Origin of the sequence: Phytoactinopolyspora mesophila (assembly GCF_010122465.1) — a bacterium.
Taxonomy (GTDB): domain Bacteria; phylum Actinomycetota; class Actinomycetes; order Jiangellales; family Jiangellaceae; genus Phytoactinopolyspora; species Phytoactinopolyspora mesophila.
This window is the reverse complement of the sequence record NZ_WLZY01000003.1, coordinates 461453-486817: the sequence shown is the minus strand read 5'-3', so window position 1 is coordinate 486817 and position 25365 is coordinate 461453. Positions and strand designations below refer to the sequence as shown.

23 protein-coding genes and 1 riboswitch are annotated in these 25365 nt (G+C 66.7%); of the genes, 6 read left to right on the top strand and 17 right to left on the bottom strand.

Annotated features, from left to right (window positions below):
• Positions 1–31 precede the first annotated feature (31 nt).
• Positions 32–2647: a type I DNA topoisomerase gene (topA, locus tag F7O44_RS12050; protein WP_162450458.1), complete on the bottom strand. Its 2616-nt coding sequence runs from the start codon at positions 2645–2647 to the stop codon at positions 32–34.
• Between the two features lie 249 nt (positions 2648–2896).
• Complete coding sequence (locus F7O44_RS12045) at positions 2897–3601, bottom strand: YggS family pyridoxal phosphate-dependent enzyme (RefSeq protein WP_162450457.1); 705 nt, start codon at positions 3599–3601, stop codon at positions 2897–2899.
• 179 nt (positions 3602–3780) lie between these two features.
• Between F7O44_RS12045 and F7O44_RS12040 the strand changes: the two genes are divergently transcribed.
• The gene (locus F7O44_RS12040; RefSeq protein ID WP_162450456.1) at positions 3781–4638 is read left to right on the top strand and encodes a YndJ family transporter; all 858 of its coding nucleotides are present in this window, start codon (positions 3781–3783) and stop codon (positions 4636–4638) included.
• A gap of 105 nt (positions 4639–4743) precedes the next feature.
• Here the strand turns inward: F7O44_RS12040 and F7O44_RS12035 are convergent, their stop codons facing one another.
• The 3 genes from F7O44_RS12035 to F7O44_RS12025 are packed head-to-tail and all read right to left on the bottom strand — an operon-like array spanning position 4744 to position 6983.
• On the bottom strand, positions 4744–5733 hold the full coding sequence (locus F7O44_RS12035; RefSeq protein ID WP_174255912.1) for an aldo/keto reductase: 990 nt from the start codon (positions 5731–5733) through the stop codon (positions 4744–4746).
• Positions 5734–5764: 31 nt separating this feature from the next.
• Positions 5765–6175, bottom strand: coding sequence for a MerR family transcriptional regulator (locus F7O44_RS12030; protein ID WP_162450454.1), 411 nt, complete (start codon positions 6173–6175; stop codon positions 5765–5767).
• A 49-nt stretch (positions 6176–6224) separates the two neighbouring features.
• A complete protein-coding gene (locus F7O44_RS12025) occupies positions 6225–6983 on the bottom strand; it encodes a CAP domain-containing protein (RefSeq protein ID WP_162450453.1) in 759 nt (252 codons plus the stop codon).
• Between the two features lie 344 nt (positions 6984–7327).
• On the opposite strand from F7O44_RS12025, the gene F7O44_RS12020 reads away from it, so the two are divergent.
• Entirely contained in the window at positions 7328–8521 is a 1194-nt protein-coding gene (locus F7O44_RS12020; RefSeq protein WP_343073864.1) for a thiolase family protein, read from the top strand.
• A gap of 10 nt (positions 8522–8531) precedes the next feature.
• Here the strand turns inward: F7O44_RS12020 and F7O44_RS12015 are convergent, their stop codons facing one another.
• Positions 8532–9665: an MFS transporter gene (locus F7O44_RS12015; RefSeq protein WP_174255905.1), complete on the bottom strand. Its 1134-nt coding sequence runs from the start codon at positions 9663–9665 to the stop codon at positions 8532–8534.
• Between the two features lie 169 nt (positions 9666–9834).
• On the opposite strand from F7O44_RS12015, the gene F7O44_RS12010 reads away from it, so the two are divergent.
• A complete protein-coding gene (locus F7O44_RS12010) occupies positions 9835–10794 on the top strand; it encodes a helix-turn-helix domain-containing protein (RefSeq protein ID WP_162450452.1) in 960 nt (319 codons plus the stop codon).
• Between the two features lie 21 nt (positions 10795–10815).
• Here the strand turns inward: F7O44_RS12010 and F7O44_RS12005 are convergent, their stop codons facing one another.
• Together F7O44_RS12005 and F7O44_RS12000 are read right to left on the bottom strand one after the other, a co-directional pair.
• Positions 10816–12165 carry an aminotransferase class V-fold PLP-dependent enzyme gene (locus tag F7O44_RS12005; protein ID WP_162450451.1) on the bottom strand — a complete coding sequence of 450 codons (1350 nt, stop codon included), beginning with the start codon at positions 12163–12165 and terminating at the stop codon, positions 10816–10818.
• Between the two features lie 37 nt (positions 12166–12202).
• A riboswitch (SAM riboswitch) is annotated at positions 12203–12317 on the bottom strand.
• A 90-nt stretch (positions 12318–12407) separates the two neighbouring features.
• Complete coding sequence (locus F7O44_RS12000; RefSeq protein ID WP_222851297.1) at positions 12408–13892, bottom strand: DUF7059 domain-containing protein; 1485 nt, start codon at positions 13890–13892, stop codon at positions 12408–12410.
• Between the two features lie 17 nt (positions 13893–13909).
• Between F7O44_RS12000 and F7O44_RS11995 the strand changes: the two genes are divergently transcribed.
• On the top strand, positions 13910–14224 hold the full coding sequence (locus F7O44_RS11995) for a DUF2470 domain-containing protein (protein ID WP_162450450.1): 315 nt from the start codon (positions 13910–13912) through the stop codon (positions 14222–14224).
• A 23-nt stretch (positions 14225–14247) separates the two neighbouring features.
• Here the strand turns inward: F7O44_RS11995 and F7O44_RS11990 are convergent, their stop codons facing one another.
• On the bottom strand, positions 14248–15381 hold the full coding sequence (locus F7O44_RS11990; RefSeq protein ID WP_162450449.1) for an FAD-dependent oxidoreductase: 1134 nt from the start codon (positions 15379–15381) through the stop codon (positions 14248–14250).
• 45 nt (positions 15382–15426) lie between these two features.
• Here F7O44_RS11990 and F7O44_RS11985 point away from each other — a divergent pair, with 45 nt between their 5' ends.
• Positions 15427–16242 (top strand): alpha/beta fold hydrolase, encoded by an 816-nt coding sequence (locus F7O44_RS11985; RefSeq protein WP_174255898.1) that lies wholly within the window; start codon positions 15427–15429, stop codon positions 16240–16242.
• 59 nt (positions 16243–16301) lie between these two features.
• Here F7O44_RS11985 and F7O44_RS11980 read toward each other — a convergent pair whose 3' ends face one another.
• From F7O44_RS11980 to F7O44_RS11965, 4 genes are all read right to left on the bottom strand, one after another.
• Positions 16302–16760, bottom strand: a complete 459-nt coding sequence (locus F7O44_RS11980) for a YbhB/YbcL family Raf kinase inhibitor-like protein (protein ID WP_162450447.1) — start codon at positions 16758–16760, stop codon at positions 16302–16304.
• 144 nt (positions 16761–16904) lie between these two features.
• Positions 16905–17393 (bottom strand): NUDIX domain-containing protein, encoded by a 489-nt coding sequence (locus F7O44_RS11975; protein ID WP_162450446.1) that lies wholly within the window; start codon positions 17391–17393, stop codon positions 16905–16907.
• Positions 17394–17433: 40 nt separating this feature from the next.
• Positions 17434–18093 carry a nucleoside/nucleotide kinase family protein gene (locus tag F7O44_RS11970; RefSeq protein ID WP_162450445.1) on the bottom strand — a complete coding sequence of 220 codons (660 nt, stop codon included), beginning with the start codon at positions 18091–18093 and terminating at the stop codon, positions 17434–17436.
• A gap of 10 nt (positions 18094–18103) precedes the next feature.
• Positions 18104–18637, bottom strand: coding sequence for a MarR family winged helix-turn-helix transcriptional regulator (locus F7O44_RS11965; protein WP_162450444.1), 534 nt, complete (start codon positions 18635–18637; stop codon positions 18104–18106).
• A 51-nt stretch (positions 18638–18688) separates the two neighbouring features.
• On the opposite strand from F7O44_RS11965, the gene F7O44_RS11960 reads away from it, so the two are divergent.
• On the top strand, positions 18689–19417 hold the full coding sequence (locus F7O44_RS11960; protein WP_162450443.1) for an SDR family NAD(P)-dependent oxidoreductase: 729 nt from the start codon (positions 18689–18691) through the stop codon (positions 19415–19417).
• An 8-nt stretch (positions 19418–19425) separates the two neighbouring features.
• Here F7O44_RS11960 and F7O44_RS11955 read toward each other — a convergent pair whose 3' ends face one another.
• The 4 genes from F7O44_RS11955 to F7O44_RS11940 form a co-directional block, all read right to left on the bottom strand.
• Positions 19426–20850: an outer membrane protein assembly factor BamB family protein gene (locus F7O44_RS11955; protein ID WP_162450442.1), complete on the bottom strand. Its 1425-nt coding sequence runs from the start codon at positions 20848–20850 to the stop codon at positions 19426–19428.
• Between the two features lie 40 nt (positions 20851–20890).
• Entirely contained in the window at positions 20891–21460 is a 570-nt protein-coding gene (locus tag F7O44_RS11950; RefSeq protein ID WP_162450554.1) for a class I SAM-dependent methyltransferase, read from the bottom strand.
• A 62-nt stretch (positions 21461–21522) separates the two neighbouring features.
• Entirely contained in the window at positions 21523–21888 is a 366-nt protein-coding gene (locus tag F7O44_RS11945) for a VOC family protein (protein WP_162450441.1), read from the bottom strand.
• Between the two features lie 247 nt (positions 21889–22135).
• Positions 22136–25354, bottom strand: a complete 3219-nt coding sequence (locus F7O44_RS11940) for an HtaA domain-containing protein (protein ID WP_162450440.1) — start codon at positions 25352–25354, stop codon at positions 22136–22138.
• Positions 25355–25365 lie beyond the last annotated feature (11 nt).

The window sequence follows — 25365 nt, the reverse complement described above, 5'->3', positions numbered from 1 at the left end:
TCACCGGGTGAAACGTGGTGGGCAAAGCCCGTCAGGCGCTCGACTTACGGGTGCGCTTCTTCGGAGCCGGACCCTTGGCACGTTTCTCGGCGATGAGTTCAGCGGCCCGCTCGATGCTCAGCTGCTCCACCGACGTTCCCCGTGGCACGGTGACGTTGACCTCGCCGTCGGTGATGTACGGACCGAACCGTCCGTCCTTGACCACCAACGGCTTGCCGGTGGCCGGCTCGTTGCCGAGTTCCTTCAGTGGCGGCGTGGCGGCTCTGGCGCCGCGGCGCCCCTTCGGCTGGGCGAAGAGTTTCTCGGCTTCCTCGACCGTGACAGTGAACAGGGACTCCTCGTCGGGAAGCGAGCGCGAGTCAGTGCCCTTCTTCACGTAGGGTCCGTACCGGCCGTTCGCGGCGATGATCTCTTTGCCTTCCGGATCCTTGCCAACGGTCCGTGGCAGAGTCAACAGCCTGAGCGCTTCATCGAGCGTTATCGACTCGATGTCCATCGTCTTGAACAGCGAAGCGGTGGGCGGTTTGGCGCCCTTGGGTGCGTCGTCGGGCAAGATCTCGGTGACGTACGGCCCGTACCGGCCGGACTTGGCGACGACGGTTCGGCCGGTGTCCGGGTTGACGCCCAGCTCGCGATCACCGTTGCCGGCTTTGAGCAGCTCCTGGGCTTTGGTGACGGTGAGCTCGTCTGGCGGCAGGTCTTCGGGGACGCTGCCGCGATTGCCTTCTTCGTCCTCGATGTATGGCCCGTACCGGCCGACCCGGACGGTGATGCCGTCGCCCACCGGGAACGAGGAGATGCCACGTGCGTCGATTTCGCCCAGGTTGTCCGCGAGATTCTTCAGCCCGGCGATGTTCTCGTCGCCGTGCCAGAACTGCGCCAGCTCCGCCGCCCGATCCGCCCGGCCGGCAGCGATCTCGTCCAGGACATCTTCCATCTTCGCCGTGAACGTGTAGTCGATCAGCCGGGTGAAGTGTTCTTCCAGCAGGCGTACGACCGCGAACGCCAGCCAGGCCGGCACCAACGCATTGCCGCGCTTGAAGACGTAGCCCCGGTCGAGGACCGTGCGGATGATCGAAGCATAAGTGGACGGGCGGCCGATCTCGCGGTCTTCGAGCTCCTTGACCAGCGTGGCTTCGGTGTACCGGGCGGGTGGCTTGGTGGTGTGCCCGGCCGGCTCGATGCCGGCTGCGGTCAGCCCCTGGCCCTCCGTGAGGTGCGGCAGCCGCTTTTCGCGGTCGTCCAGCTCTGCCTCTGGATCGTCGGAGCCCTCGACATACGCCTTGAGGAATCCGTGGAAGGTGATGGTCCGACCGGATGCGCCGAACTCGACGTCCTCCCCGCTGCTGGCCGTGGCGCCGACCCGGACGGTCAGGGTCTCACCCTTGGCGTCTTTCATCTGCGAGGCGACCGTGCGCATCCAGATGAGCTCGTAGAGTCGGTACTCCTCGTCGCGTAGCCCGGTCTCGGCAGGGGTACGGAAGGAGTCTCCGGCGGGCCGGATGGCCTCGTGTGCTTCCTGGGCGTTCTTCACCTTGCTGGCGTAGACCCGGGGCGCGTCCGGCACGTAAGCGGGGCCGTAGAGCTCGCGAACTTGGGACCGGGCCGCGGAAACGGCGGAGTCCGACAGAGTTGTGGAGTCGGTCCGCATATAGGTGATGAAGCCGTTCTCGTACAGCCGCTGAGCGATCTGCATGGTTCGCGCCGCGCCGTATCCGAGCTTGCGGGAGGCCTCTTGCTGCAGCGTCGTGGTACGGAACGGGGCGTATGGGCGCCGGGTGTACGGCTTGGCCTCGACCGACTTGACCTGATAGCCGACCTCGCCCAGGGCGCCGGCCAGCGCCCTGGCGCGGGCTTCGTCGAGAACGACGACCTTACCGCGCCCTTTGACCTGGCCGTGTGCATCGAAATCCCGGCCGGAGGCGACACGCGCGCCGTCGACGGTCAGGAGTTTGGCCTCGAACGCGCTGGGGTCGTCCGACGTGCCGGTGTCGAGAGTGGCGGTGAGGTCCCAGTACGACGCCGAGGTGAACGCCATCCGCTCTCGTTCGCGGTCCACGACGAGCCTCGTCGCCACGCTTTGGACACGGCCCGCGGACAGGCCCTGGGTAACCTTGCGCCACAGCACCGGCGAGATCTGGTAGCCGTAGAGCCGGTCCACGATCCGGCGGGTCTCCTGGGCATCCACCAGGTCCTCGTCGATCTCGCGGGGGCTGTCGACCGCGTTGCGGATGGCATCGCGGGTGATCTCGTGGAAGACCATGCGGCGCACCGGCACCTTGGGCTTGAGCTCCTCGCGAAGGTGCCAGGCGATGGCCTCACCCTCGCGGTCCTCATCCGTGGCGAGGAGGAGTTCGTCGGCGCCCTTCAACAGCGACTTGAGTTTCTTGACCTGTTCCCTGGCGCGCCCGGCGGGGACGATGTAGAGCGGCTCGAAGTCGCCCTGAACGTCGACGCCCACGGGGTCGCCGTAGCGATCGCGTTTGGTCTCTGGAACATCGGTCTTCTTCGACGGCAGATCGCGGATGTGTCCGAGTGAGGATTCCACGATGTAGCCGTCACCAAGGTAGCCGGCGATGGTCTTGGCCTTCGCCGGCGACTCCACGACCACGAGGCGGCGTCCCGCCCCGTTGGTGCTCTGTGCCATCAAATCCCCTCGACTGCTCCTCAGAGTTCCGGTGCTGGTGTGCTGAACTCCTCTTGCGACAACGCACGGTATACGACGTTGTTCCCCAACAAGTTCCCAGGTAGGGCTCTCCGAACACCTGGGCCACGCCGATTTCTGGCTCTTCCCACCCTGGTGACGGACCGGATCCGCGTGGTCCTGTTCGTGATCAACACCGCCCTACTCCCTTGGAGATAGTACGGCCTCTTCGGCCCGTGAGTCTTTTCCGGGTCAGTAGGACCGGGCTCCGAACACCGCTGTGCCGACCCGGACCATGGTGGATCCCTCCGCGATCGCGATGTCCAGATCGCGGCTCATACCCATCGACAGCACGCCGGCGCTGACACTGCCTCCGGTCTCGTCTCGGATCCGGTCACGAACCACGCGAAGCGACTGATAACTCGGGCGGATGAGATCGGGCGTGGCGGCCGGGAGCCCGATGGTCATCAGTCCGCGCACGCGGAGCCGGTCACGTTTGGCTATCTCCTTGACCAGTGCCGACGCTTCTTCCGGAGGGACGCCGTACTTGCTTGCCTCACCGGATGTGTTGACCTGGACCAGCACGTCGACATTCTGATCGAGAGCGTCCAGACGCCGTTGCAGGCGATCAGCAAGGCCGATCGAGTCGACCGACTGGATGCAGGTGACGTATCGGAGAACATGGTTGACCTTGTTGCTCTGCAGATGGCCGATGAAATGCCGTTCACACTCCGTGCCGGCCAGTTGCGCGTCTTTGTCGGCGAGCTCCTGCACCTTGTTCTCGCCGATCAGCCGCGCACCCGCGTCGATCGCCACCCTGATCCGGTCGGCGGGAACCTGCTTGGTCGCCAGCAACAGATCGACGTCAGCGGCATCACGGCCAGCCTCCCGGCAGGCCGCGTCGATGCGTTCTCGCAGAGCTGAGACGTTGGCATGTATCTGGGCGTCGGTCAGCATGTCTCCCCTCCAGCGCGACCCTTCGTGGCCGCACGTGTCGACCATAGTGCGTGCCGAACACTCGGGTTCACGGCAGCATCAGCCGAGCGGGAGGCGCCGGATCGTCGGCGAGGCCGGGATGCGGCTGGTGCCTGGCGGGAGCGTCGGTCACGCGGCGAGAGGCACAGTACGCTCATCTCGTGACGGTGTTGGTGGGCTTGGTTGTGACGTTCGGGATGGTGTTTGTTGTCCCGCTGGGCCTGCGCCTATTGGATGACGACCAACGCCGCCTGTCCCACATCACCCAGGCGTGGCCGCTCGCCGGCGTGGTGGGTGCGTCGTCGTTGATCATGGACCGTGGTGGCGCCGCGGCTGTGGCCGCGGGCGTGTATGGCCTGGTGACGCTGTGGCTGGCAATCCTTGCGCTGATGCGGCTGATCCGCCGGCGCTCCCTGCAACCCGTGGAGATCGCGGTGCTGACGGCGATGGTCACGCCGTTGATCGCGGGCAGCAGCTTGGTGGCCGCGCGCGCCGGGTACGAGCTGTTCGGATTCGGCATGCCGATCCTGGCGCTCACAGTGGCGCACTTCCATTTCGCGGGCTTCGCCGCGGCGTTGGTTGCGGGATTGGTCGCCAGCACCGTGCGGTCGCTGATGTCGGAGATCGTGGCGCTGACCGTCCCGGCCGGCACGGCGATCGTGTTCATCGGGTATTTCACGTCCGACGAGGTCGAGATGCTGGGCGCGGCGGTCCTCACAGCGGGCATGTGGATGTTGGGGTGGATCGTGTGGCGCCGGGTACGGCCGTCGTCGTCGAACCGTCTCACCAGGTTCCTGTTCGCCACGAGCGCGATCGTGCTCGCCGGCACGATGGTGCTGGCGCTGAGCTGGGCGGCTGGGCACGTGTGGGAAGACATTCCCTATCTGTCTCTGACGTGGATGGCCGCCACACATGGTGTGGTCAACGCGGTGGGATTCGCGGGCTGCGGGCTGCTGGCGTGGCACCGACTGCGCCGCGAGCTCAGCGCCGCCGCCCGTCCCGCCCCGGCGCCAAACTAGATGATCATGTTTGGTGGGTTTCCTCGTGCTTGACCATGCCTGCAGTCCTGTTGATCCACGAGAAAACCCACCAAACATGATCATCTAGGTGAGGCCGGGTGTAGGTCAGCGAGGCATGGGGGTGGTGCCGGCGACGAAGGTCATGTCGCCGTAGCGCTCTCCTTGCGGCACAACCGCCTCAAGTTCCCGCAGCTCGGATTCGTCGAGCTTCACGTCGACGGCGGCGACGTTCTCCTCTAGGTAACGCCGCCGCTTGGTGCCTGGTATGGGCACGACGTCTTCCCCTTGCGCAAGCACCCAGGCCAGCGCTACCTGCCCAGGGGTGTTCCCTTGGCGATCGGCGATCGCGCGGACCTTGTCCACCAGCTCGAGGTTCTTGCCGAACGACTCGCCCTGGAAGCGGGGGAACCGGTGCCGGACGTCGTCGCTGTCGAAGTCATCGGGCGAGGTGATGGCGCCGGTCAGGAAACCCCGGCCCAGCGGGCTGTACGGCACGATGCCAACGCCGAGCTCGCGGCAGGCACGAATAACCTCGCCCTCGATGTCGCGGCTCCACAGGGACCACTCCGACTGCAGTGCTGCGATCGGGTGGACGGCGTGAGCCCGGCGGATCGTGTCCGCGGCCGCTTCGGAGAGTCCCAGGTAGCGCACCTTGCCGGCCTGGACCAGTTCGGCCATGGCGCCGACGGTCTCCTCGATGGGTACGTCCGGGTCGGCTCGATGTTGGTAGTAGAGGTCGATGTGGTCGATGCCCAGCCGCTGGAGTGACGATTCGCATGCGGCCCGGACGTATTCCGGGGTGCCGTTCATGCCGCGGGAGACGGGGTCGTCGGGATCGCGCAGGATCCCGAACTTGGTGGCCAGGACGACCTCGTCTCGCCGGCCGGCGATCGCGCGGCCCACCAGTTGTTCATTGGTGTGTGGACCGTAGATGTCGGCGGTGTCGAGAAAGTTGACGCCTAGGTCTAAAGCCCGATGGATGGTGGCGACCGACTCGTCGTCGTCGCGTGAGCCGTAGAACTCGCTCATGCCCATACAGCCGAGCCCGAGGCCGGAGACGGTCAATCCGGAGCTGCCCAGCTGACGAGGGGCCAGCGGGCGGGTGGGGGCGGTCATATACGTTCTCCTAGCTGGTCGAGGCCGGCGGGCATCCTGCCCCGCCGTAGATGTCGATCTTGAGTTCGATGGCTTCAAGGGCCGAGCCGAGGGTCTGAAGCTTGGCGCGCACCGCTTCGCGATGCCGGGTCAGCAGTTCGAGCCGTTCTGGCTCGGTGGCCGGTCCGGCGTCGGCCAAGGCGAAGTAGCGCTGAATCTCGCGGATCGGCATATCGGTCTGGCGCAGGCGGGTGATGAACATGACGCGCTGAATGTCATGGCTGCCGTATAGCCGGTGGCCGGAGGCGTCACGCCGGACACGAAGAAGCCCGATCCGTTCGTAGTACCTCAGGGTGTGTGCGCTGACGCCGGTGTGGTCCGCCGCTTCCGAGACGCCTAGGTGCGGGCTCGTCGTGATCTGGCCGGGCTGAATCGCTGTCACGCCGTTGACGCTATGGGTTAGAGCGCACTCGAAGTCAAGCGCGCTGAGGTCATTCGTAACCGAACTTCTGGGTCCAGTACATACCCTGTGAGCCTTCGGCCGCCCCGACGCCGATGGCCCGGAAGTCGCAATTGAGGATATTGGCGCGGTGGCCGTCGCTGTTCATCCATGCCGCGACGGCGGCGTCGGCCGTCGGGTAGCCCATGGCGACGTTTTCACCACCCCACCGGGAGTAGCCCGCCGCGGCGGCACGTTCACCGGGCCCTTCTCCTTCGGGGTTGACGTGGTCGAGGTAGTTCCGTCGAGCCATATCGGTGCTGTGCGCTCTGGCGGCGGTGCCTAGCCGTTCGTCTGTGCGCAGTGGTTCACAGCCGTGATCCCGCCGTTCGGCGTTGGTCAGCTCGACGACCCTGGCTTCGGTCTCGGCCGAGCCGTCGGGTTCGGAGGGCGGATCGCTCTCGTCCGGATCCGGTGGTTCGGTGTCCTCAGTGGGGGAGGGGGTGTCCGACGGCGTCCGGCTGGGCGTGGGTTCTGGCTCGTCGGTGGGCGTGGTCGTCGGCGAAGAGGTCGGTGACGGTGAGGACGTGGGTGACGGCGAGTCTGTGGCGGTGGCGTCGCCGGAGGGTCCTTCGGTGCCGTCGGCCTCGCCGGTCGCAGGCAGGGCGGTGTCCCACGGCAACGGCTGGGCATGCTCAGTGGTGGCCGGCCTGGCCAGGTCGCCGTAGGCAGGCTCCACAGCGCATGCGGCCAGGCCCAAGCCGGCAGCGGTGAGGAAAACCAACGGCAGCCGTGATGACCGGATATCCACGCGCGAGGCCCTCCGGTGGGTTCGTGTCCGGCGTCAGACACCTTGCTCGCGCTTACTCTACGAATCCCGGGACCAGATCACCAGAGCACGCACCGACCGGCCAGGGATTGATCGAAGTGGGCCCAGGTCTCTATGTCTCGCACTTCGATACCGCCAGGTCGCCCTGCGGGCAGTTCCTGGCCCCGAACACGACCTAGCGGTATTGAAGTCGCGGGTTCGAGCATGGCTCAGAGTCGAGAATGTTCGCAGGTCGAACATCAATCCGCATCACGTACACTTCTGGCGAGAAGGTGCGGTGGCCGGTCAAGCCTGCTGCCGTTCGATGACACGAGCGAGGAGTCGCTGTGACGCGGGTCAATGACGTGTTCGTCCTCGATGCGGTGCGCACCCCCATCGGCAAGTACGGCGGGGCGTTGGCCGAGGTCCGCCCGGACGATCTGGCGGCAGCAGTGGTGGGTGCGGTGGTGCGCCGGAGCCCGCAGCTGGATCCGGCCGAGATCGACGACGTCTTCCTCGGCAACGCCAACGGGGCGGGCGAGGAGAACCGCAATGTCGCGCGGATGGCTGTGCTCCTGGCCGGCCTTCCGACGTCGGTCCCGGGCGTGACTGTCAACAGACTGTGCGGTTCGGGGCTCGAAGCGGTGATCGAGGCATCGCGTGCGATAGCGCTGGGCGAGGCGTCGCTCTGTGTGGCCGGCGGAGTCGAATCGATGAGCAGAGCGCCCTGGGTCCTGCCCAAGCCGGAGCGCGCATATCCCCGGAGCCACGAGACCTTGCACTCCACCACGCTGGGCTGGCGGATGGTGAACCCCCGGATGCCCACCGACTGGACCATTTCGCTCGGCGAGTGCGCCGAAGTCCTCGCCGACCGGTATCGGATCAGTCGCGAAGCTCAGGACGAGTTCGCGCTACGGAGCCATCACCGTGCTGCGTCGGCCTGGAAGGAGGGGTTTTACGACGACGAGACGGTCAGCCTCGACGGCGTCGACCTCGACCGTGACGAAGGTATCCGGCCGACCACCTCCCAGGCGGCGCTGGCGCGGCTGAAACCTGCCTTCCGGGAGGCCGGGACGGTCACGGCCGGCAACGCGTCGTCGTTGAACGACGGCGCCAGCGCGGTGCTTCTGGCCGACGAGGCCAGCATCGGCAGAACCGGCGCCCGGCCGCTGGCCAGGATCGCCGCCCGGGCAGTCCACGCGGTAGACCCGCATCTGTTCGGCATCGCGCCTGTTCAGGCAGCTCACACGGCTCTTCGGAGGGCCGGCATCGGCTGGGATGATCTCCACGCCGTCGAGCTCAACGAGGCATACGCGGCACAGTCGCTGGCATGTCTGGCCGAGTGGGCGGAACTGGACCCGGAGATCGTCAACCAGCAGGGTGGCGCCATCGCCATCGGACACCCGCTGGGAAGCTCCGGTTCGAGGATCTTGACGTCGTTGGCATGGCAGCTTCACCGGCGCGGTGGCGGCTGGGGGCTGGCGGCGCTCTGCATAGGAGTCGGCCAGGGGCTGGCTGTGGTGCTTGAGGCCACTGCGTGATCATGTGCGGTCATGGCGCGGTTGTCTGTTCGCGATCATCCGATCGGGGGCGCAGCAGATTCGTGAGGATGGCGACAGTGGCGGTCATCAGGAACGTCGCGCTCAATCCGAACTGATCGGCAGCGGCTCCGGCGGTGGCTGGGCCGACCAGGGTGCCGATTCCGAGGCAGAAGACGGTGGCGCTGAAACCGGTGGTGGGCCGATCGGGAAAGACGTAATAGCTCCAGACCGCCAGCAGCGCGGAGCCGGCCATGAACGACGGGCCGTACAACAATGCTGAGAGTCCGACCGGCACCGCGGCGCCGGGCATCAGCCCCAAGAGAGCTACCGCGATCGCCATGGAGGTGAATATCAGGATGTGGGACCGGCGCAGGCCGAGTCGGTCGAAGACGACTCCGGTGACGACGGCAGCGGTGCCGGCTGTTCCCATGAGTGTCCAGAACAATGCGCCGGTGTGTGCTCCGCTTTGACCGGCCGACGAGATCGACTCGACGGCGAACAGCCAATAGACGGAGCCGACAACGCCATATGCCGCAGCGGTGAGGTAAAGCGGTGCGGCCGAGCGGCGGGCGAACCACCGGAAGGTCAAGCGGTGTCCCGCTGGCGTACCAGGTGATCTCGGCGACGTGCCGGCTGGCAGAATCCACGCGTTGTAAAGGGTTGCGGCCAAACCCCCTGCGGCGAAGATCAGCCAGGCGTAGCGCCAGGTGGTTCCCTGCGTGAGCAACGCGAGGGGCCCGGCGATCGCCACACCGAACGCGGTGCCGCTGGGAATTCGCGCCAGCACCCGCTCGCGCATTCCGGCTGGCAGCATCCGCTCCGCGGCGTCCGAGTACGGGGCCCAGATCCAGCCGGGGCTGGTGCCGGCGAGAACGAGTCCGGTGGCGAGAAGCGCCGGTCCTGGGGCCAGTGCCACGAGTGTCATGCCCGTGGCTGCTGACAATCCGCCGGTGGTGATCAGCGCACGCGATCCCACCCGGGCAGCGAGCGCACCGACCAGGATCAGGGCGAGTAGGTAGCCTGCATACGTGGCCGCGCCGATGAGCCCGACGGCCGTGACCGAGAGGTCGAATTCAGCGCGCAACTGTGGCAGGAACAGCCCGTAGCCGTAGCGCGCGAATCCGAAGGACACCCCTACGGCCATCAGCCCGGCCAGCCCCAATCGCCGGGCTGAGTGCCGTTGATCTGAGCTGGGCAATCGCGATGGCTGAGACGGATCCGAGTGCAGGCGTGTGAGGGGCACCTTCTCATGTTCGGCGGCGCAATCGTCGCCGACAAGTGGCGTAAACGCCACTGTTCGATAAGATTACGCCATGGTCCTAGTATCCCCTGATCACCACGTCGCGGTGCTGGCCTACGAGGGCATGTCCGCGTTCGAGTTGGGCATCGTCACGGAGATCTTCGGTGTCAAATGGCCCGACGCACCGTCGTACCGGCTCACTATCTGCGCTGAAGGGGCGGGGCAGGTGAGTATGGTGGGTGGTGCCACACTGCAGACGCCGCATACGCTGGCGACGCTGGAGGCAGCCCAGACTCTCGTCATTCCGAGTGTGTCGGACGTCCACGCCGAGGCCACGCCCGAGCTTGCGGCGGCATTGCGGCGGGCCCACGCGAAGGGGGCGCGGATCGTCTCCATCTGCACGGGCGCGTTTGCCCTGGCATCAGCCGGCCTGCTCGACGGTCGCCGGGCCACCACACACTGGCTCCACGCAGACCTCCTCCGTCGCCGCTATCCGCGGGTGGAGGTCGATCCCACGCCGCTTTACGTGGAGGACGGCGACATCTTCACCAGTGCGGGAAGTGCTGCAGGGCTGGACCTCGGCATCCACCTGGTCCGGCAAGACCACGGCGCCGCGGTGGCCAACCTTGTGGCCAGGAGGCTCGTCGTCGCGCCTCACCGCGACGGCGGCCAAGCGCAGTACATCGAGTCCCCGGTGGGTGACGATCCATACAGCGGACGGATTGCGGCGAGTATGGCCTGGGCCGTTGAGCGCCTTGGGCAGCGGATCACGGTCGAGACGCTCGCCAAGCAGGCGAACGTATCCCCGCGTACGTATCTGCGGCACTTCACCAAAGCCACCGGGACCAGTCCGATCCGCTGGCTGATCACCCAGCGGCTCCAGGCCAGTCTGCCGCTGCTGGAGAGTACTGACATGTCCGTCGAGCAGATCGCCGCGAAAGTGGGCTTCGACACCGCCGTTACCTACCGGCATCATTTCGGTCGTGCCATGCGTACTTCGCCCTCGGCCTACCGGCGCTCCTTCGCCCGGTGATGGCGAATGCTCATCGCGGGGCTACGTGTTCATGATCACCGGACTGGGACGGGGATCGGGCACGGGGGCGCAGCGACCGTCGACTTCGCCGTACGTCCACTGAGGGCCGTAGCGCACAAGCTGCTCGACAGCGGCCAGCAGCCGCTCGACATCCGATCCGACTGAGCCGGCCCCGAAGCTGGCCCGCAACGCTCCCGACGGGTGCCCGAGCCGGTCCACCAGCGGGTGAGCGCAGAACTTGCCGTGCCGCAACCCGATGCCGTGCTCGGCCGACAGGTAGGCCGCAACCAAATCGGGCGGATGTCCGGCCACCGTGAAGCACGCGATTCCGATAGCTGAAGCGCTGTCCGGCCAGATGCGATGCACCTGAACGCCGGGTAGACCGGCCAGCCCGTCCACCAAACGTGTGCGCAGGACCATCTCGTGCGACTCCAGCGCGCCTTCGGGCAATGCGGAGATCACCGCACATGCCTTGGCCAGGGCGACTGCGCCGATGACGTTCGGCGAGCCGCCCTCATGCCTTGCCGGTGCCTGATGCCAGACGGTGCTCGACGACCCCACGTCTCGCGCTGCCCCGCCGCCGGCCAGGTAAGGATCACCGGCATCCAGCCAGTCGCGCGCGCCGATCAGCACTCCTGCACCCCAAGGGGCGTAGATCTTGTGCCCGGAGAACGCGAGGTAGTCGACGCCGGAGGCGATCATGTCGATCCTGCGATGCGGTGCGAGTTGGGCACCGTCTACACAGATCCGTGCACCGTGCCGGTGGGCGAGGTGAGCCAACCGGCCGAGCGGCAGTTGCTCGCCCGTCACGTTCGACGCTCCGGTGACCGCCAGCAGCGCGGCGGGCTTACTGGCCAACTCGGCACTTAGTCGATCAAGAGTTGTCGCCAGGGTTGAGGCCGCGGGAACGATCCGGGTCCGCCCGGGTGGCCAGGGCAGCAGGTTGGCGTGATGCTCGATGTCCAGAACGACGACGTCGCCATTGTCCGGCAGGCAGCCCGCCAGCACGCCTAGCGAGTCAGTGGTGTTGCGGGTGAAGATCACCACGTCGTCGTCGCGGGCGCCCGCGAACCGGGCGACGGTGCCACGAGCCGCTTCGTAGAGCCGGGTCGAGACCTGGGAGGCGTAACCGGCGCCGCGGTGAATGCTCGCGTAGTAAGGCAGGATCTCCGTCACGTGATCCGCGACGGCCCGCAGGCTTGGGGCACTGGCCGCGTAGTCCAGGTTCACGTAGCGTCGTGCCTCGCCATTGACCAGCGGCACCTGCAGGTCGCCGCCGACCACCTCCAGCAGCGGTGAGCTGGGCGTCGTCGCCGAGAGAGGCTCCGGCGTCGCCGGTACGGGACAGGCTGGATCCTCGGTGAGAGTCATGGTCACAGCACCTCCGGGTCAAGGACCCGGCGCCGCGGGCCCGCGCTTGACGCCTCAGGATCGAGGCGGCCAGGTCTTCACCCGGGGCACCCCACCGCGGTATGGAGGGTTGCCGGCCAGCAAGCCGGGGCTTGACGCTGGCACTCATGACCTTGATCTAGAACGTAAAGGCATACCGGCCGGATTGTCTATCACGCGGGCGATTTCGTCTCATATAGCGAGAATTGTCGGTGACCGACCGGTCATCGAACAGCGGGGACCAGGAATCCGTCCATGATGAGCGACCGGGCCTGTGGGACTAGTTCCTGCCGCAGTAGCCCGGGGTCCACCTCTAGTACTTGCGCCACCGCGTCGATGATCGCACCCACGGGCAGCGTCCCGTCACACGCTCCCACGAATCCGGCATCGGCGGTGCCCACCTGGATGGCGCGCATCATTCCCCCGTGCTGCCTGAGCACCAGGTGCTCAGGGTCAGTGGCGCCAGGCTGACCGACTTGCTCCAGGACGATGTCGTCGGCGACCGCCACGTGGCTGCTCAGCAGCGTCTGGTCGTCGGCTCGCAGGAGTTCTGCCCGGCCGAACCAATCGGCGACGGCGGCGCCGAGAGGCTGTTGCACGGCATGCGGCCAATCTTCGATCCGTACGGTCGCGTCCTCGGCTCCGGAGGCACGTAGGTTGATCCAGCCGAACCCGATGCCTTCCACATCGTTCGCGTCGAACCAGGACAGCCATTCGCGATAGCGCTCGGCGTACGTGGCTTCGCCGGTCTCGCCGGAGTCGCGCAACCACAATTCGACGTACTCCGCTGGATCTTGCACCTCGCGCTGAACCACCCAGGCGTCGCAGCCGGTCCCGGCCACCCAGGTGCCGACACGCTCGCGCCAGTCCTGGCCACGCACATGCATCCAGTTTCCGAGAGACTGCAGGATCCCGCCCTCGGCCAGCCGGGCCGCGCCGTCGACGACAACCTGCCTGACCACGTCGTCGCCGGCCAGGCCGCTGTCGCGGTACACGTGCCGGCCTCCGGGTGACACGACGAAGGGCGGATTGGTGGCGATCAGATCGAAACGTTCCTGCGCGACCGGCTCGAACAAGCTGCCCTGGCGAAGATCCGCGCTGACGCCGTTCAGTCCGGTGGTCAGCGCCGCCATCCGCAGCGCCCGGGGATTGACGTCGGTGGCGATGACGGAGTCGCTGTGCCGGCTCAGATGCAGTGACTGCACCCCGCATCCGGTGCCGAGATCCAGCGACCGGCCCACTGGACGCCGCACGGTAACTCGAGCCAGCGTGCTCGATGCCGCGTTGAGACCGAGCACGTGGTCGGCGGAGATCGGCGATGTGCGACCGTCGAGCTCAGGCGTGAGGTCGGCCGCGACCCACCAGTCGCCGGTGTCGTCGGCATAGGGGCGGATGTCGACCAGCGCGCGGACCTCGTCACCGTCGGCGGCGACGATGCCTCCGTCGAGTAGCGCGTCGAGTGGCAGCGCGTTGCGGGCGGCGCTGAGTGGCACCGGTGCCTGAAGTCTCCAGAGTTTGGTCATGACCTCGAGCGGCGTGCTGCCGGTCACCGCCATTCGCCCAGGAATCGTGTGATTGCGATGTAGCGCGGCGGCGGCGCGGTCGCCCAGCAGTTCGTGGACTGGGTCGACGCGGTAGTCCGCGGCGCTCAGGGCATCGCGTAGCCGGGCGGTGTCGTCGTCGGTCAGCGTCGGCTGGGTATATGTCACGTAGCTATTCTGGCGTGATGAGCGACAACCCTTTTGCACCGGACGTGATTACGGCCGTTGCTGAGCATATGAGCGACGAACACGACGACGATTCCCTGCTGATCGTGCGTGCCCTCGGGGGTGTCCCGGAGGCATCGGAGGCGACGGTCGTTCACCTGGACGGAACCGGAGTGGACTTCCGGGTTGTGGTGGACGGTGCGGAGCGGACCGTACGGGTGCCGTGGAGCCGGCCACTCACCGAACGCCCGGAGATCCGGCAAGAATTCGTGCGGATGTACCAGGAGTCGGCCAAAGCACTGGACATCCCGCCTCGTCAGGCCGGCCAGCACTAGTGCTCCGCCGGGGGGTCGGGAACTCAGCGCGAATGGCGGCGCAGCGTGAACCGCTCCGGCGGGTTGCCGGTTCCCGTCGCGATCTCGGCGACCAGTTCTCCCGTGTACGCGGCGAACTTGGCCCCGTGACCGGAACACGGCGAGCACACGATGATTGGTCCGTCGGCGTCGATGACGAAGTCTTCCGTCGGCGTCGAGGTGTATAGACAGGACAACGCCTGGAAAGGTTCAGGAACCAGCGACGGGAGAAACCGCTCCACGTAATTGACGAGCCGGTCGATGCACCGCGGATCCACGAATCCGTCTCGGCTCTCTGCCGTCGTCGCTGTTCCTCGGTCGTGCTCACCGAGCTTGATCGCCCCAGGCGCCGCCGCGCCGGCGGGCATGCCGAAGACGAAGAACTCGTCCTGGTGAACCATGACCGGCCAGTCTTCGACGGGTTCGCGCTGTGGGAAATGCACGACTTGCTGCTGGGTGACGCTCAGTCGTGGAGCGGCCGGACCCAACAAGTTCGGCATCAGGCGCTGGTTCCATGCGCCGGCGGCCAGAACCACGTGCCGGACGTTGAAGGACATCTCGCCGGTGGCGTTGGCTGCCCGCACCAGCACGCCGTAGTGACCCGGGGCGACCTCGGTGACCCTGGTGTCCAGGTAGACGTCGGCCCCGTCCGCCCGGGCTCTGGCAAGTGCGGATCGCACGGCCAGGTCCGCGTCCAAGACGCCCGCATCCGGGTGGTAAAGGACGTCGGTGTCGAAGGCCATGTGCGGCCAGCGTTCTTGAGCTTCGGCAGCGCTGAGCAACTGATGCGGAACTGATTGGTCGCTGAGCAGGGAGGCAAGCCGCCGCGGCTCCCGGCCTGCCCCGTGGTCGACGGCACCGGTGAACGTGCGGAGCGTGACGCCGGTGTCGTCTTCCAGACGTTGCCAGCTGTCCGACGCTCGTGCGGTGAGCTCCACATAGAACGGATCCGGATACACCCGGCGGAAGATCCGCGAGCTGCCGTGTGACGAGCCGGATGGATGCCCGGGCTGGAACTGTTCAAGGACCACTGCACGCAGGCCGCGCCGCGCGAGCGCCCATGCTGTACACGCCCCCATCAGTCCGGCGCCGACGACCGCCACGTCATAAATGGTGTTCTCTGCCTGTTCAGGGGGCATGTGCCGACCCTAAAGGGTGTCGGCGGCGTCGCATATTCTCGGCGGGTGGATCTGAGCGAGGAATTCAGCTGGAACGGCCGGCGGGTGCGCTGGGGAAGCGCCGGGGACGGCCCGCCCGTCGTTTTCTGTCATGGGACGCCGTGGTCGTCGGCGCTATGGGCGCCGTTCGCCGAGGCGCTGGCCGGAGAATTCCGCGTGTATCTGTGGGACATGCCCGGGTATGGGCAGTCGTCGAAGGATGCCGAGCATCGGGTCTCGCTTGATATTCAGGGGGAGTTGCTGGCCGACCTGCTTGTTCACTGGAACCTCGATGAGCCGCACGTGGTGGCCCACGACTATGGCGGTGCGGTCTCACTGCGGGCACACCTGTTGCACGGAGCGCGATACTCGTCGCTGGCGCTGGTCGACGTCGTCGCCCTGGCACCGTGGGGCTCGGAGTTCTTCCGGCTGGTCCGGGACCATGCCGAGGTGTTCGCGGCGTTGCCGCCGGTGATTCACGACGGCGCTCTCCGGGCGTATATCGAGGGTGCCAGCCACCGTGGACTCGGCGCGGCCGAGCTCGATATGCTGGTCCAGCCCTGGCGCGGCACCGCAGGTCAGCCGGCGTTCTACCGGCAGATCGCGCAGGCTGATCAGGCCTATACCGATGAGATCGAGCCGCTGTATCCGTCAGTCGATCTGCCAGTGCTGGTCGCATGGGGGACCGAGGACACCTGGATCCCGGTGGACCGGGCACATCGGCTGTCCGAGCTGATTCCCGGTGCCCGGCTCGAGTTGATCGAGGGCGCGGGACACCTCATTCAGCTCGACGCGCCCGTCGCGCTGTCGACCAGCCTGCACCGCTGGCTCACCTCCCGATGATCATGAACACTAAATGACCAATATGGTCACGTAGTGTTCATGATCATGAGAGTGGGCGGCTACCGCTCGTAGATCCCCACCACTCGGTTCTGCTCGATGATCGCGTCGCCATAGTCGTCCAGGAACTCACGCAGGGACGGCGCCCCCTCGACGGAACGGCTCAGGGCATACACCCAGAAGTAATAGCGGTGCGGGCCGTGCCCGGCCGGCGGGCGGGGCCCGCCGTAGCCTTCGGCTCCGAAGTTGTTGGGTCCGGGCCGGAACTGGATGTCCGCGTCGCTGCCGAGCTCTTTGGTGTCGGCCGGGATGCCATACAGCGTCCAGTGGGTGAAACCCCATGGCAGGGGAGCGTCCGGATCGTGGCAGACGAGCGCGAGCTCGGCAGTGCCGTCCGGCACGCCGCTGATTCTCAGCACGGGCGGCGTGTTCTCGCGGTCCTTGGCGTGCCGATCGTCCAGGCGTGCGTCCGGGCCGATGTCCGGGCTGGTGATCTTCAGGTCCTTGATGTTCAGCGCCATTGGAACAACCTCCTCTCAACCACATTAGTGACCCCGCCCCGCCCTTTCACGCCCACCTAAATGATCATGTTCGGTAGGCTTCCTTGCGCGTCAACAGTCCTGCAGGCAGGGGCAGGCGCGAGAAAACCCGCCAAACATGATCATTTAGGTGGGGCGGGGAGAACTGGTGGCGGGGTCGAGAAGGCCGAGGGCGGAGAACATGCTGCGGGCGAAGTCGCCCAGGTCGATGTCGGATAGTTCCTCTAGGCCGAACCAGCCGACGTCTATGGTCTCGTCGTTATCCGGTTCCGGCTCGCCGCTAACGACGCGCGCTTCGTAGACGAGGCTGACGTACGACGTGCGGTCGCCGTTCGGATAGGTCAGCCGGAACTGGGGACCGCCGAGTGCGGTGACGAGCCGCGTCAGCTCCACCTCCACACCCGCCTCTTCTTGGGCTTCCCGTACGGCAGTTGTCGCGGGGTCTTCGTCGATCTCGATTGATCCTCCGATGGTGGCCCACTGCTTGGTGTCCGACTGCCTGACCAGCAGAATGCGGCCGTGCTCGTCGCGGGGCAGGACGGCGACGGCCGGCAGGAGGATCAGGTCCTGGCCGATGGCCGCACGCAGCCGGCGGATATATGGCGAGACTGGCATGGCGACGATCCTCCCAGAGGCGCCCGTCTGCGTCGATTGCCTAGATGATGCGGGGCGCGTCGAGAGCCGAGTTCTCAACGACTATCGACGCGTGTTTCTTCGGCATGGATTCTTTCAGGTACAGCCGTTGCCCTTCGACGTATCTGCGGTTGGCGGCGGCCTCCGGATCGGGCGACGTGCCGTCGCGGGCGGCGCACCGGTCCACCGACACCTCCGTGGTGACATCGAGGAAGATCGAGAAGTCCCAGTATCGAAGCAGTTCCCTTCGGTGTAGGAAAATCCCGTCGAGGACTAGCACCGCTCCGGGTTCGATGGATTCGAGCGGCGCGTCCACCGGCGCGTCGTGTTCATGGTCGAACGCCGCGCGGCGAATCAGGCCAGACCCGCTTGGGCGGAGCGGGTCGAGGAGGTACTCCTTGAGCTGCGGGTAGTTGTACGAGTCTCGGTAAAATCCCTCGGGCGAGTCTCGGCCACGGCGGTAGCGTACGTGCTTCGGGTTGTGGAATCGGTCGACGGTTGCTCGGATGACGGGCCGACCGCGGGCTATCAGGTAGGGCGCAAGCTCGTCCGCGAAGACGGTCTTGCCGGCGCCGTCGACTCCGTCCACGGCAACCAGCAGGTAGGGGTCGGGAACGAGCCGAGCCAGGGTGGCGGCGATCGACTGAAGCACAGCCTCGCGTCGGTTGCTGCAACTGACCATGCCGCGCAGCCTAGTGGTGCGGAGGAGGACTCAACGGAGCCGCTGAGCGCTGCCGGAGATCGGAGAGCAGGGTGCGTAACAGGTCGCTGAGTGCGGTGCGCTCGGACGAGCTGAGGCCGGACAGCAGGTCTTCCTCGTGGCGTAGCAGCTCATCTACGGATCGTTCGATCAGATCGTGGCCTTTGGCGGTGAGCTCGACGATCACACCCCGCCCATCCGTCGTGTCTTTGTGCCGCCGGACCAACTCGTCGGCCTCCGCGCGGCTCACTCGTTGAGAGATCGCCCCAGGGCTCACCGCGCATCGTTGGGCGAGCTCCCTGGGTGGTAGCGCGTATGGCGGCCCTGAGCGCCGGAGCGTGCTGAGCAGGTCACGGGTCGCGACATCGATTCCCAGCCGCCTCATGGTGCGTCGACGGTCTTCCTCCAGGAGCTTTCCGACCCGCCAGATCCGAGTGATCACCCCGATGGACCCGGCGGGGATGTCGGGCCGTTCGCGTTGCCAGGCGTCCTGGATGTCGTCGACGTCGTCGCGCAGCGTACTCATGTCTGGTAGTTTAGGCCTAAATCAAAATAGTTTAGGCCTAAAGGAGATTGGATGAGGCACGTCATCGTGACGGGAGGCGGCACCGGCATTGGGCGCGCAGTCGGGGCCTGGTTCGCCGATCATGGCGACGACGTCACCATCCTCGGGCGGCGAGCAGACGTCCTGAAGCGGACGGCCGACGAGATCGGCGCGACGGCCGTCGTCTGCGACCTGTCCGCACCGCAGCAGATCGAGTCCGCGCTCGAACAGCTTCCCGAGCGGATCGACGTCCTGGTGAACAACGCCGGGGGCAACGCGAACGTCCCTCAGCTCGACGCCCACGACGATCTCACGCCGCTGGCTCAAATCGCGCAGGGCTGGCGGGACAATTTCGACGCCAACGTGCTGACCGCGGTGCTCGCCACGTCGGCGCTGGAGAAGCGTCTCCAGGACGACGGCAGGGTGATCACCATCGGCTCGATCGCGGCGCGAACCGGAGCGGGTTCCTATGGCGCGGCCAAAGCCGCCATCGAAGCCTGGAACGTGACCATCGCGGCGGAGTTCGGCGCCCGGGGCATCACCGCCAACGTGGTCGCGCCCGGCTTGATCGTCGAAACCGAGTTCTTCCGGGGCCGCCTGAGTCAGGAGCGTCGAGACAGGCTCGTCGCGGCTACCCGCACCGGGCGCGCCGGCACGCCGGAGGACGTTGCGGCCGTCGTGGGCTTCCTGGCCTCACCCGCCGCACGGCACGTGACGTCGCAGGTGGTGCACGTCGACGGTGGTGCATACTCGGGACTTTGACGTGCGAATCAGCCTGCCCGGTCGTACAGAATTAGAGTGGGATCGCCGTGGAAGAAGAACGTGACGCCGAGCGTCGTGTCGTCGACAATGATCTCTGACACGTCGAGGCCGTCGAACGCGGTACTGGTGTCGCCGGACTGCAGGTCGATCGTGAGAATGCCACGACGTGAGAGGCCGGGGAGGACGGCCGTGTCGTCCAGCAGCGCGCCTCTTTCCAGGCTCGACGTGACATTCTCGGTCTGCCAGAGCTGGTCGCCGGTGCTGGCGTGGTATCCGACCAGCGAGCCGTACAGCGAGTCTGGGTCGTCGTCGGTTTCGGCGACGATCACGACGTCGCCGAATACCCTCCCCTCGCTGTAGGAGTCGAAAGGCGAGGGCGGCAGCTGATGTGACCACCGAGGTTCTCCAGTCGTCGCGTCGAGCCCGATCACATGGTTCTCGATGGTTTCGCTCGACTCGTCGAACCGGGACGCGCGGACGACAACGCGTTCGCTGGTGGTGCCGATGACCTGGTGTACGAAATGCTGTTCTCCGGCGTCGTGGTCGAGGCCGAAGTCCCAGATCGGCGTGCCGTCGGCGAGAGAGAAGGCATGCAGGCGCAGCATCTCCGGCGGGTAGTTGTCCCGGCGATCGACAGTGAAGGACCACGCCTCGGTCGAGCCCGGTGGCACCTGACTGGCGACCAGCGCGTCACCAGCCCCGTCAACCAGCTCCGGCATGGTGTCCAGCTCTACTGTCCGCTGCCAGCGGATTTCCCCCTCCCGCACGTCCACCATGAACAGCCCGAATTGGTCGCCAGGCTGTCGTTGAATCAGAGCGACGGAGTCATCGCCGACTGCCGCGCCGGCCGCCTGGCGAACCCGGTAGCCGGGATTCTCCACGGCTTCACCAATCTGCGCGCAGGCGAGGACTTCACCGTCGGTGACGTCGACAGTTGCCACGGTGAGCGCTTGATTCTCCGGTACTTGCGCCATGGCCAGCCGGTCGCCGAAAGACAACGTGCCGTACGAGATGCCCCGTTGATCGCGAGCCCACGTTGTCTGGCCAGTAGAGCTGTCAGTGACAGCGAGATTCCGGCCGTGTGATTGGAGCACGATGCCGTTGCCCGCCAGATCCGTGTCCCGCGGGTGATCGATCATCGTCAACCTGGGCTGCCCGAACGGCGGCGCCGGATCGTATGCCTCGGTGATTCGGTCGGTGATGATCGACTGGTCGTCCAGGGACTGGCCGAACTGCTCCGTGATCTGTCGGTCTATGGCCTCGTCGAGCTCGTCTGGCGTCGTCATGACCGTGACGTCGGGGAGGTCGGCATCAGGGATGGCGTCGGTGCAGCTGTGTTGTGACGCCTGCCAACCGGCGAAACCGGCGATGCCACCAACGACGAGGAGAGCCGCTGCGGCGGGAACGAACCATTTGCGCCGGCGCACTGGCACCCGCCTATTCGAGATCGAGGACTGGGGTGGTCGCTGGGCACTAGATTCGCGACCGTCGGGCCAGGACCATAGTAGATTGACGTTGATCAGTTGTGTGGTGTTCTTCGATGAGTACCTCGAACCAGGCAGGTAACCTCGCGCTCAACTCGCCGTGCGGGACTCGCGAGCGGCTGGCCCTGCCGTCATGGCCGGGTGTGGTGGCCAGCGCCTCCCAGCCGATCAGTCCGCCAGGCTGCACGGCCCCGCACCCAGCCCGGAACGCCGTGGCATCCCAGAAGAACGCAGCCATGACCAGGGCGAAGGTGTTCGCCTCCGGCTGATATGACGATACGTCGGTCAGAACGATCTTGATGCGGTCGTTCAGACCGCGACGCCGGGCCTCTCCGGCAAGCTGGCTGAGCGCGAGATCTGAGATGTCGACGGCGACCACCTGGCGGCCTTCGGCTGCCAGCGCCAGCGCGCTACCCGACCTCCCGCAGGCAAGCTCCAATACGGGGCCGTCGGGAAGCTCCGCGGCCAGGGCCGCGCCGACGAGTGGATGTGGTTCGAAATCGGGTGGAGACTGCTGGTAGCGGGTGTTCCATCTGACCCGGTCCGGGTGTTGCCGCAGGGCATCAGGAACGACGTCGGCCCGCTCCGGGCGTCCGGCAGGGCCACACTCCGCCGAGGCGGTCACAGGTTCTGCGCGAACTCGACGACGTTCCCGTCCGGATCGGCAACATGCAACGTGCGTTGCCGCCACGGCCGGTCGGTCGGGCCGGTGAGGATGTCTGCTCCGGCTGCTCGCAGCCGAACGGCTTCGGAATCGACATCGTTGACGACGAACGCGATCTCGCCACACGGAGCCTGGCCGCCCGTCCGGCCGATCAGTTCGGGCAACTTTGCTCGCTCGAACAGCGCGAACTTGGTGTTCTCCATGGTGAACTCCACGTACCCGTCACCTTCGAGCCGGACGTCGAGGCCGATCAGGTCGCGATAGAACGCCACCGACCGCTCGAGCGACTGCACGAACCAGATCACGTAGTCAATCCGGGGCATACTCCACCCTACGGCCCGGCGAGCGTCGCGCCCTCCAGCCCCCAAACCTTCGATGATCGTTGGCGATCTGTGGCTGTTCCTTGAGGTGACGATCGGGGCATATCGCCACGGGTAGCAACCGAATCTCGCCAACGATCACCGAAAGGATTGAGCGGCAAACCCTGGTGATCGTCAGTGCTCTGTGGTCGTTCCTGCGGGGACTAATCGTGACATAACGACCCTGAGGAAGACCGCAACGTACTGACGATCATCGGGAGATGGGTGGGCTCTGCCAACCGCGGCGGCGGCTCACGGCGGCGATGCCGACGCCGCCCAGCAACAGCAGGCCTGCAGCCCACAGGAACACCCCGGTCGCGGAGCCCGTGTCCGGCAGGCTCGCATCCGTGCCGTCGTCGGTTCCGGACTCCTGGCCGTCGCCGCTTGCGCTGCCGTGTGCCGTGCCGTCAGCGTCACCCACCGCACTGCCGTCATCCGTGCCGTCAGCGTCACCGGTGTCGCTTCCGTCGGCGTCGCCAGTGCCGGCTTCATCGGCGCCGCCGGTGTCACCACTGTCGGTTCCGCCGGCGTCTCCGTCGTCCGTGCCGTCGGCGTCTCCGCCTTCGTCGTCACCGTTCTCGTCGCCTCCGCCGCTTGCGGGTTCGACGGTGAACTGGCCGCTCAACTGGTCGTCGCCGGCCGTCATGGTCGCGGTGGCCGTACCGACGGGGAAGTTGTCCGGGACCGTCCAGCTCACATCGACTGCGCCGTTCTCATCGACGATGCCGCTGCCGGCCTCGGTCTCGGAGCCGCCAGCCAGTGTGGCGGTGAAGCCGATCGGATCGAGCACGGTACCGGCCTCGTAGAAGTCGGCGAATGCCGGTACACCGTCTTCGGTCAGTGTTGCGGTGACGCCGGAGGCCGAGACGACATCGCCGGTGATCGTCAGCGGTGCGTCACTGAAGTCGAGCTCGGCGAACTCGACCGCCGGATAGTCGACGATCTCACCGCTGTCGAGGCTCTTGCTGGCCACGTCGGCGACGAGAACGCCGGCGTCACCCTCAGCGATCACACGCGGTTCGGAGATGGTCATCTGCAGCAGTGGCCCGTCGCCGTAGTCATGCCCGGCGAATCGCACCTCGCCACTGAACACCAGGTCGGCGGTCTCCGCCGTCGCGGTCCCGTGGCCATCGGTGAATCGGAATGTGCCGTCGTCGTTGCGGCTGGCGGGCGCGCGTACATCGATGGATCCGTGTGCGATGTTGCCCTCGATGTAGTTGCGGAACGACTGCCGCACACCCCAGTCGAGCGTGGCGTCCGTCGCCGCGTCTGCCTCGGTGGTGACGACGACACTCGCGGTCTCACCCGGTGCCAGGTCCGCCCCGGCGAAGGTCACGGACTGTCCGCGCTCCACTGTGTCGGGCGAGATGGTCAGGGCGGGATCCCGAGGATCCGGGTCCGGGTCCGGGGCGGTGCCCCCGGTGGCGAAGCTGATCGGCACGAAGACGTCCTGACTGCGGTCAGCACGATAGTCCACCGGCGTCGCATCGCCGGCCTGAGCAGAGCTGAAGCTGGCGACGTAACAGTCGAGGTCGCTGCAGTCTTCCCCGGAACCGGTGACGGTTCCGGTCACGGTGAGTGTGCGCTCGAGGTTGCCGTCAGCATCGGCCTGCACCACGCCGTGGCCCAGCCAGCCCGTCGGCCACCCGTAGGTTTCATGAGTGGCGGTGTTGGCCGTTATCGCGATCGAGATCTTGCGGTTGGGGGCGAACCCGCTGCCGGTGATCCGGACCTCGTCGTCCACCTCGAGGTTGTCGGTCGGCTCGACGCTCAGCTCGGGCTTACGTGCTGGGGCGAACGAGATTTCGGTGCTGGTCCGGTAACTCTCCGGGGCCGACGCGTCGACCGGTGCTGTGTACACGGCGAGGGTGTCGCCAGGCTCCACCTGCTCGGTGCGTAGATCCACCTCGAACGAGCCGTCGGCTTTGATCTCGTCGTCTCCGGGTAGGAGCGTCGTCACGGGGTCGAGGTCCGGCACCGTGCCGTCGTCGGTCACCGGCCCGACCCCCACCTGCAATCCATCCGCCAGCGGTCCGGGAAGGAAACCGGCGCCGGTCACGGTCACGAGGTCGGCGTACGGGTCCAGGTTGGCGGTCTTGGACAGGCTGACGGTCGGGTCCGGATCCGGGTCCGGCTCAGTGGGGCCCTCGCCGGTGCCGACCGAGACCGCGATGGCGATCTCGTGTTCCGGATTGGCCGCGGCCCCACCGGCGGCGTAGGTGTAGACGCCGTAGCCACCTTCGATGTCATCCGCCGCGTCGACAGTCAAGGTGGCTTCGAAGGTGCCCTCGGGTGTCAGGGCGACGTGCTGCTCCAGGATGGAGTCCTTGAAACGATCCGGGACGGCATCGAGTGTGCCCTGTGTCATGGCCCAGCGCTGGTCGATCACGTGGCGGGAGCTGGACGGTACGCCTTCCGACGGCTGCCATACGTCGGCGAACTTGCCGAAGACCACGTACACCCCAGCGGGGAGGCCGGTCGGTACCGGCGGGCGGGTCGACTCGTTCGCGTCGGGATCGAAGCCGGAACCGCGGACCACCACGTCGTCGCCCGGCGTCACCTCGGTGTCGGCCAGTGGTGTCTCACCGTCGGCGGCGAACACCTCGACAGCGGGCTCCCATACAGGCGGTTCCGGGTCGTTGGGATCGTCAGGGTCGCCTGGGTCGTCAGGGTCGCCCGGGTCGTCCGGATCGGGGGCGCTGACGTCTTCCACCGTGACGGTGAAACTCAGTGGATCGAGCTGGATGTCCGGTAGCTCGCCGGAGTAGAAGAGGTCCCAGCCGATGGCTTCCATCGCCTCGCGTACACCGGTGACGGGAGCACCCGCCACGGTGACGACGCCGGCATCGTCGGGCGTGAGATCAGCGCCGCTGAGGTCCACCTGACCGAAGGCCATATCGGCGGCGGTTTCCACGGCAGGGGGCTCGATGTTGGGATTCGCGCCTACGAACGGCCGGTACTCGGCGTCGACGATGAGCGTGCCGTGGTCGTCGTCGACGTCCAGGCGGATGTTGCTGATGGTCAGTTCGAGGATCGGACCGTCGCCGTAGTCGTGGCCGCCGGTGTACACCTGGCCGTCGAAGGCGAGGTGGCCGATCCCGGTGTCGGTGTCGAGCGAGCCGGTCGCGTTCGGGAACGAGAACGGTCCACGCGCGTTGCCGGGACCATCGAGCCATACCGCCGAGTCGCTGGTGATGATCTCGCCGTGGGCGATCGGACCGGCGATGTAGTTGCGGTACGACGTGCGCAGCCCCCATTCGAGATCGCCGCCGGAAACGCCCCTGGCCACGGCGCCGCTATGCCCGGCGCTCAGCGGGATCGCAGTTGTTTGTGCGCCGGCAGCGGTGAGACCGCCGAGGGTGAGGGCCGCTGATAAGGCAGCCACGGCCGGTCGCCGGAACGCCCGGCGCCGGTAATCGTGTCTTGTCACGGATATCTCCT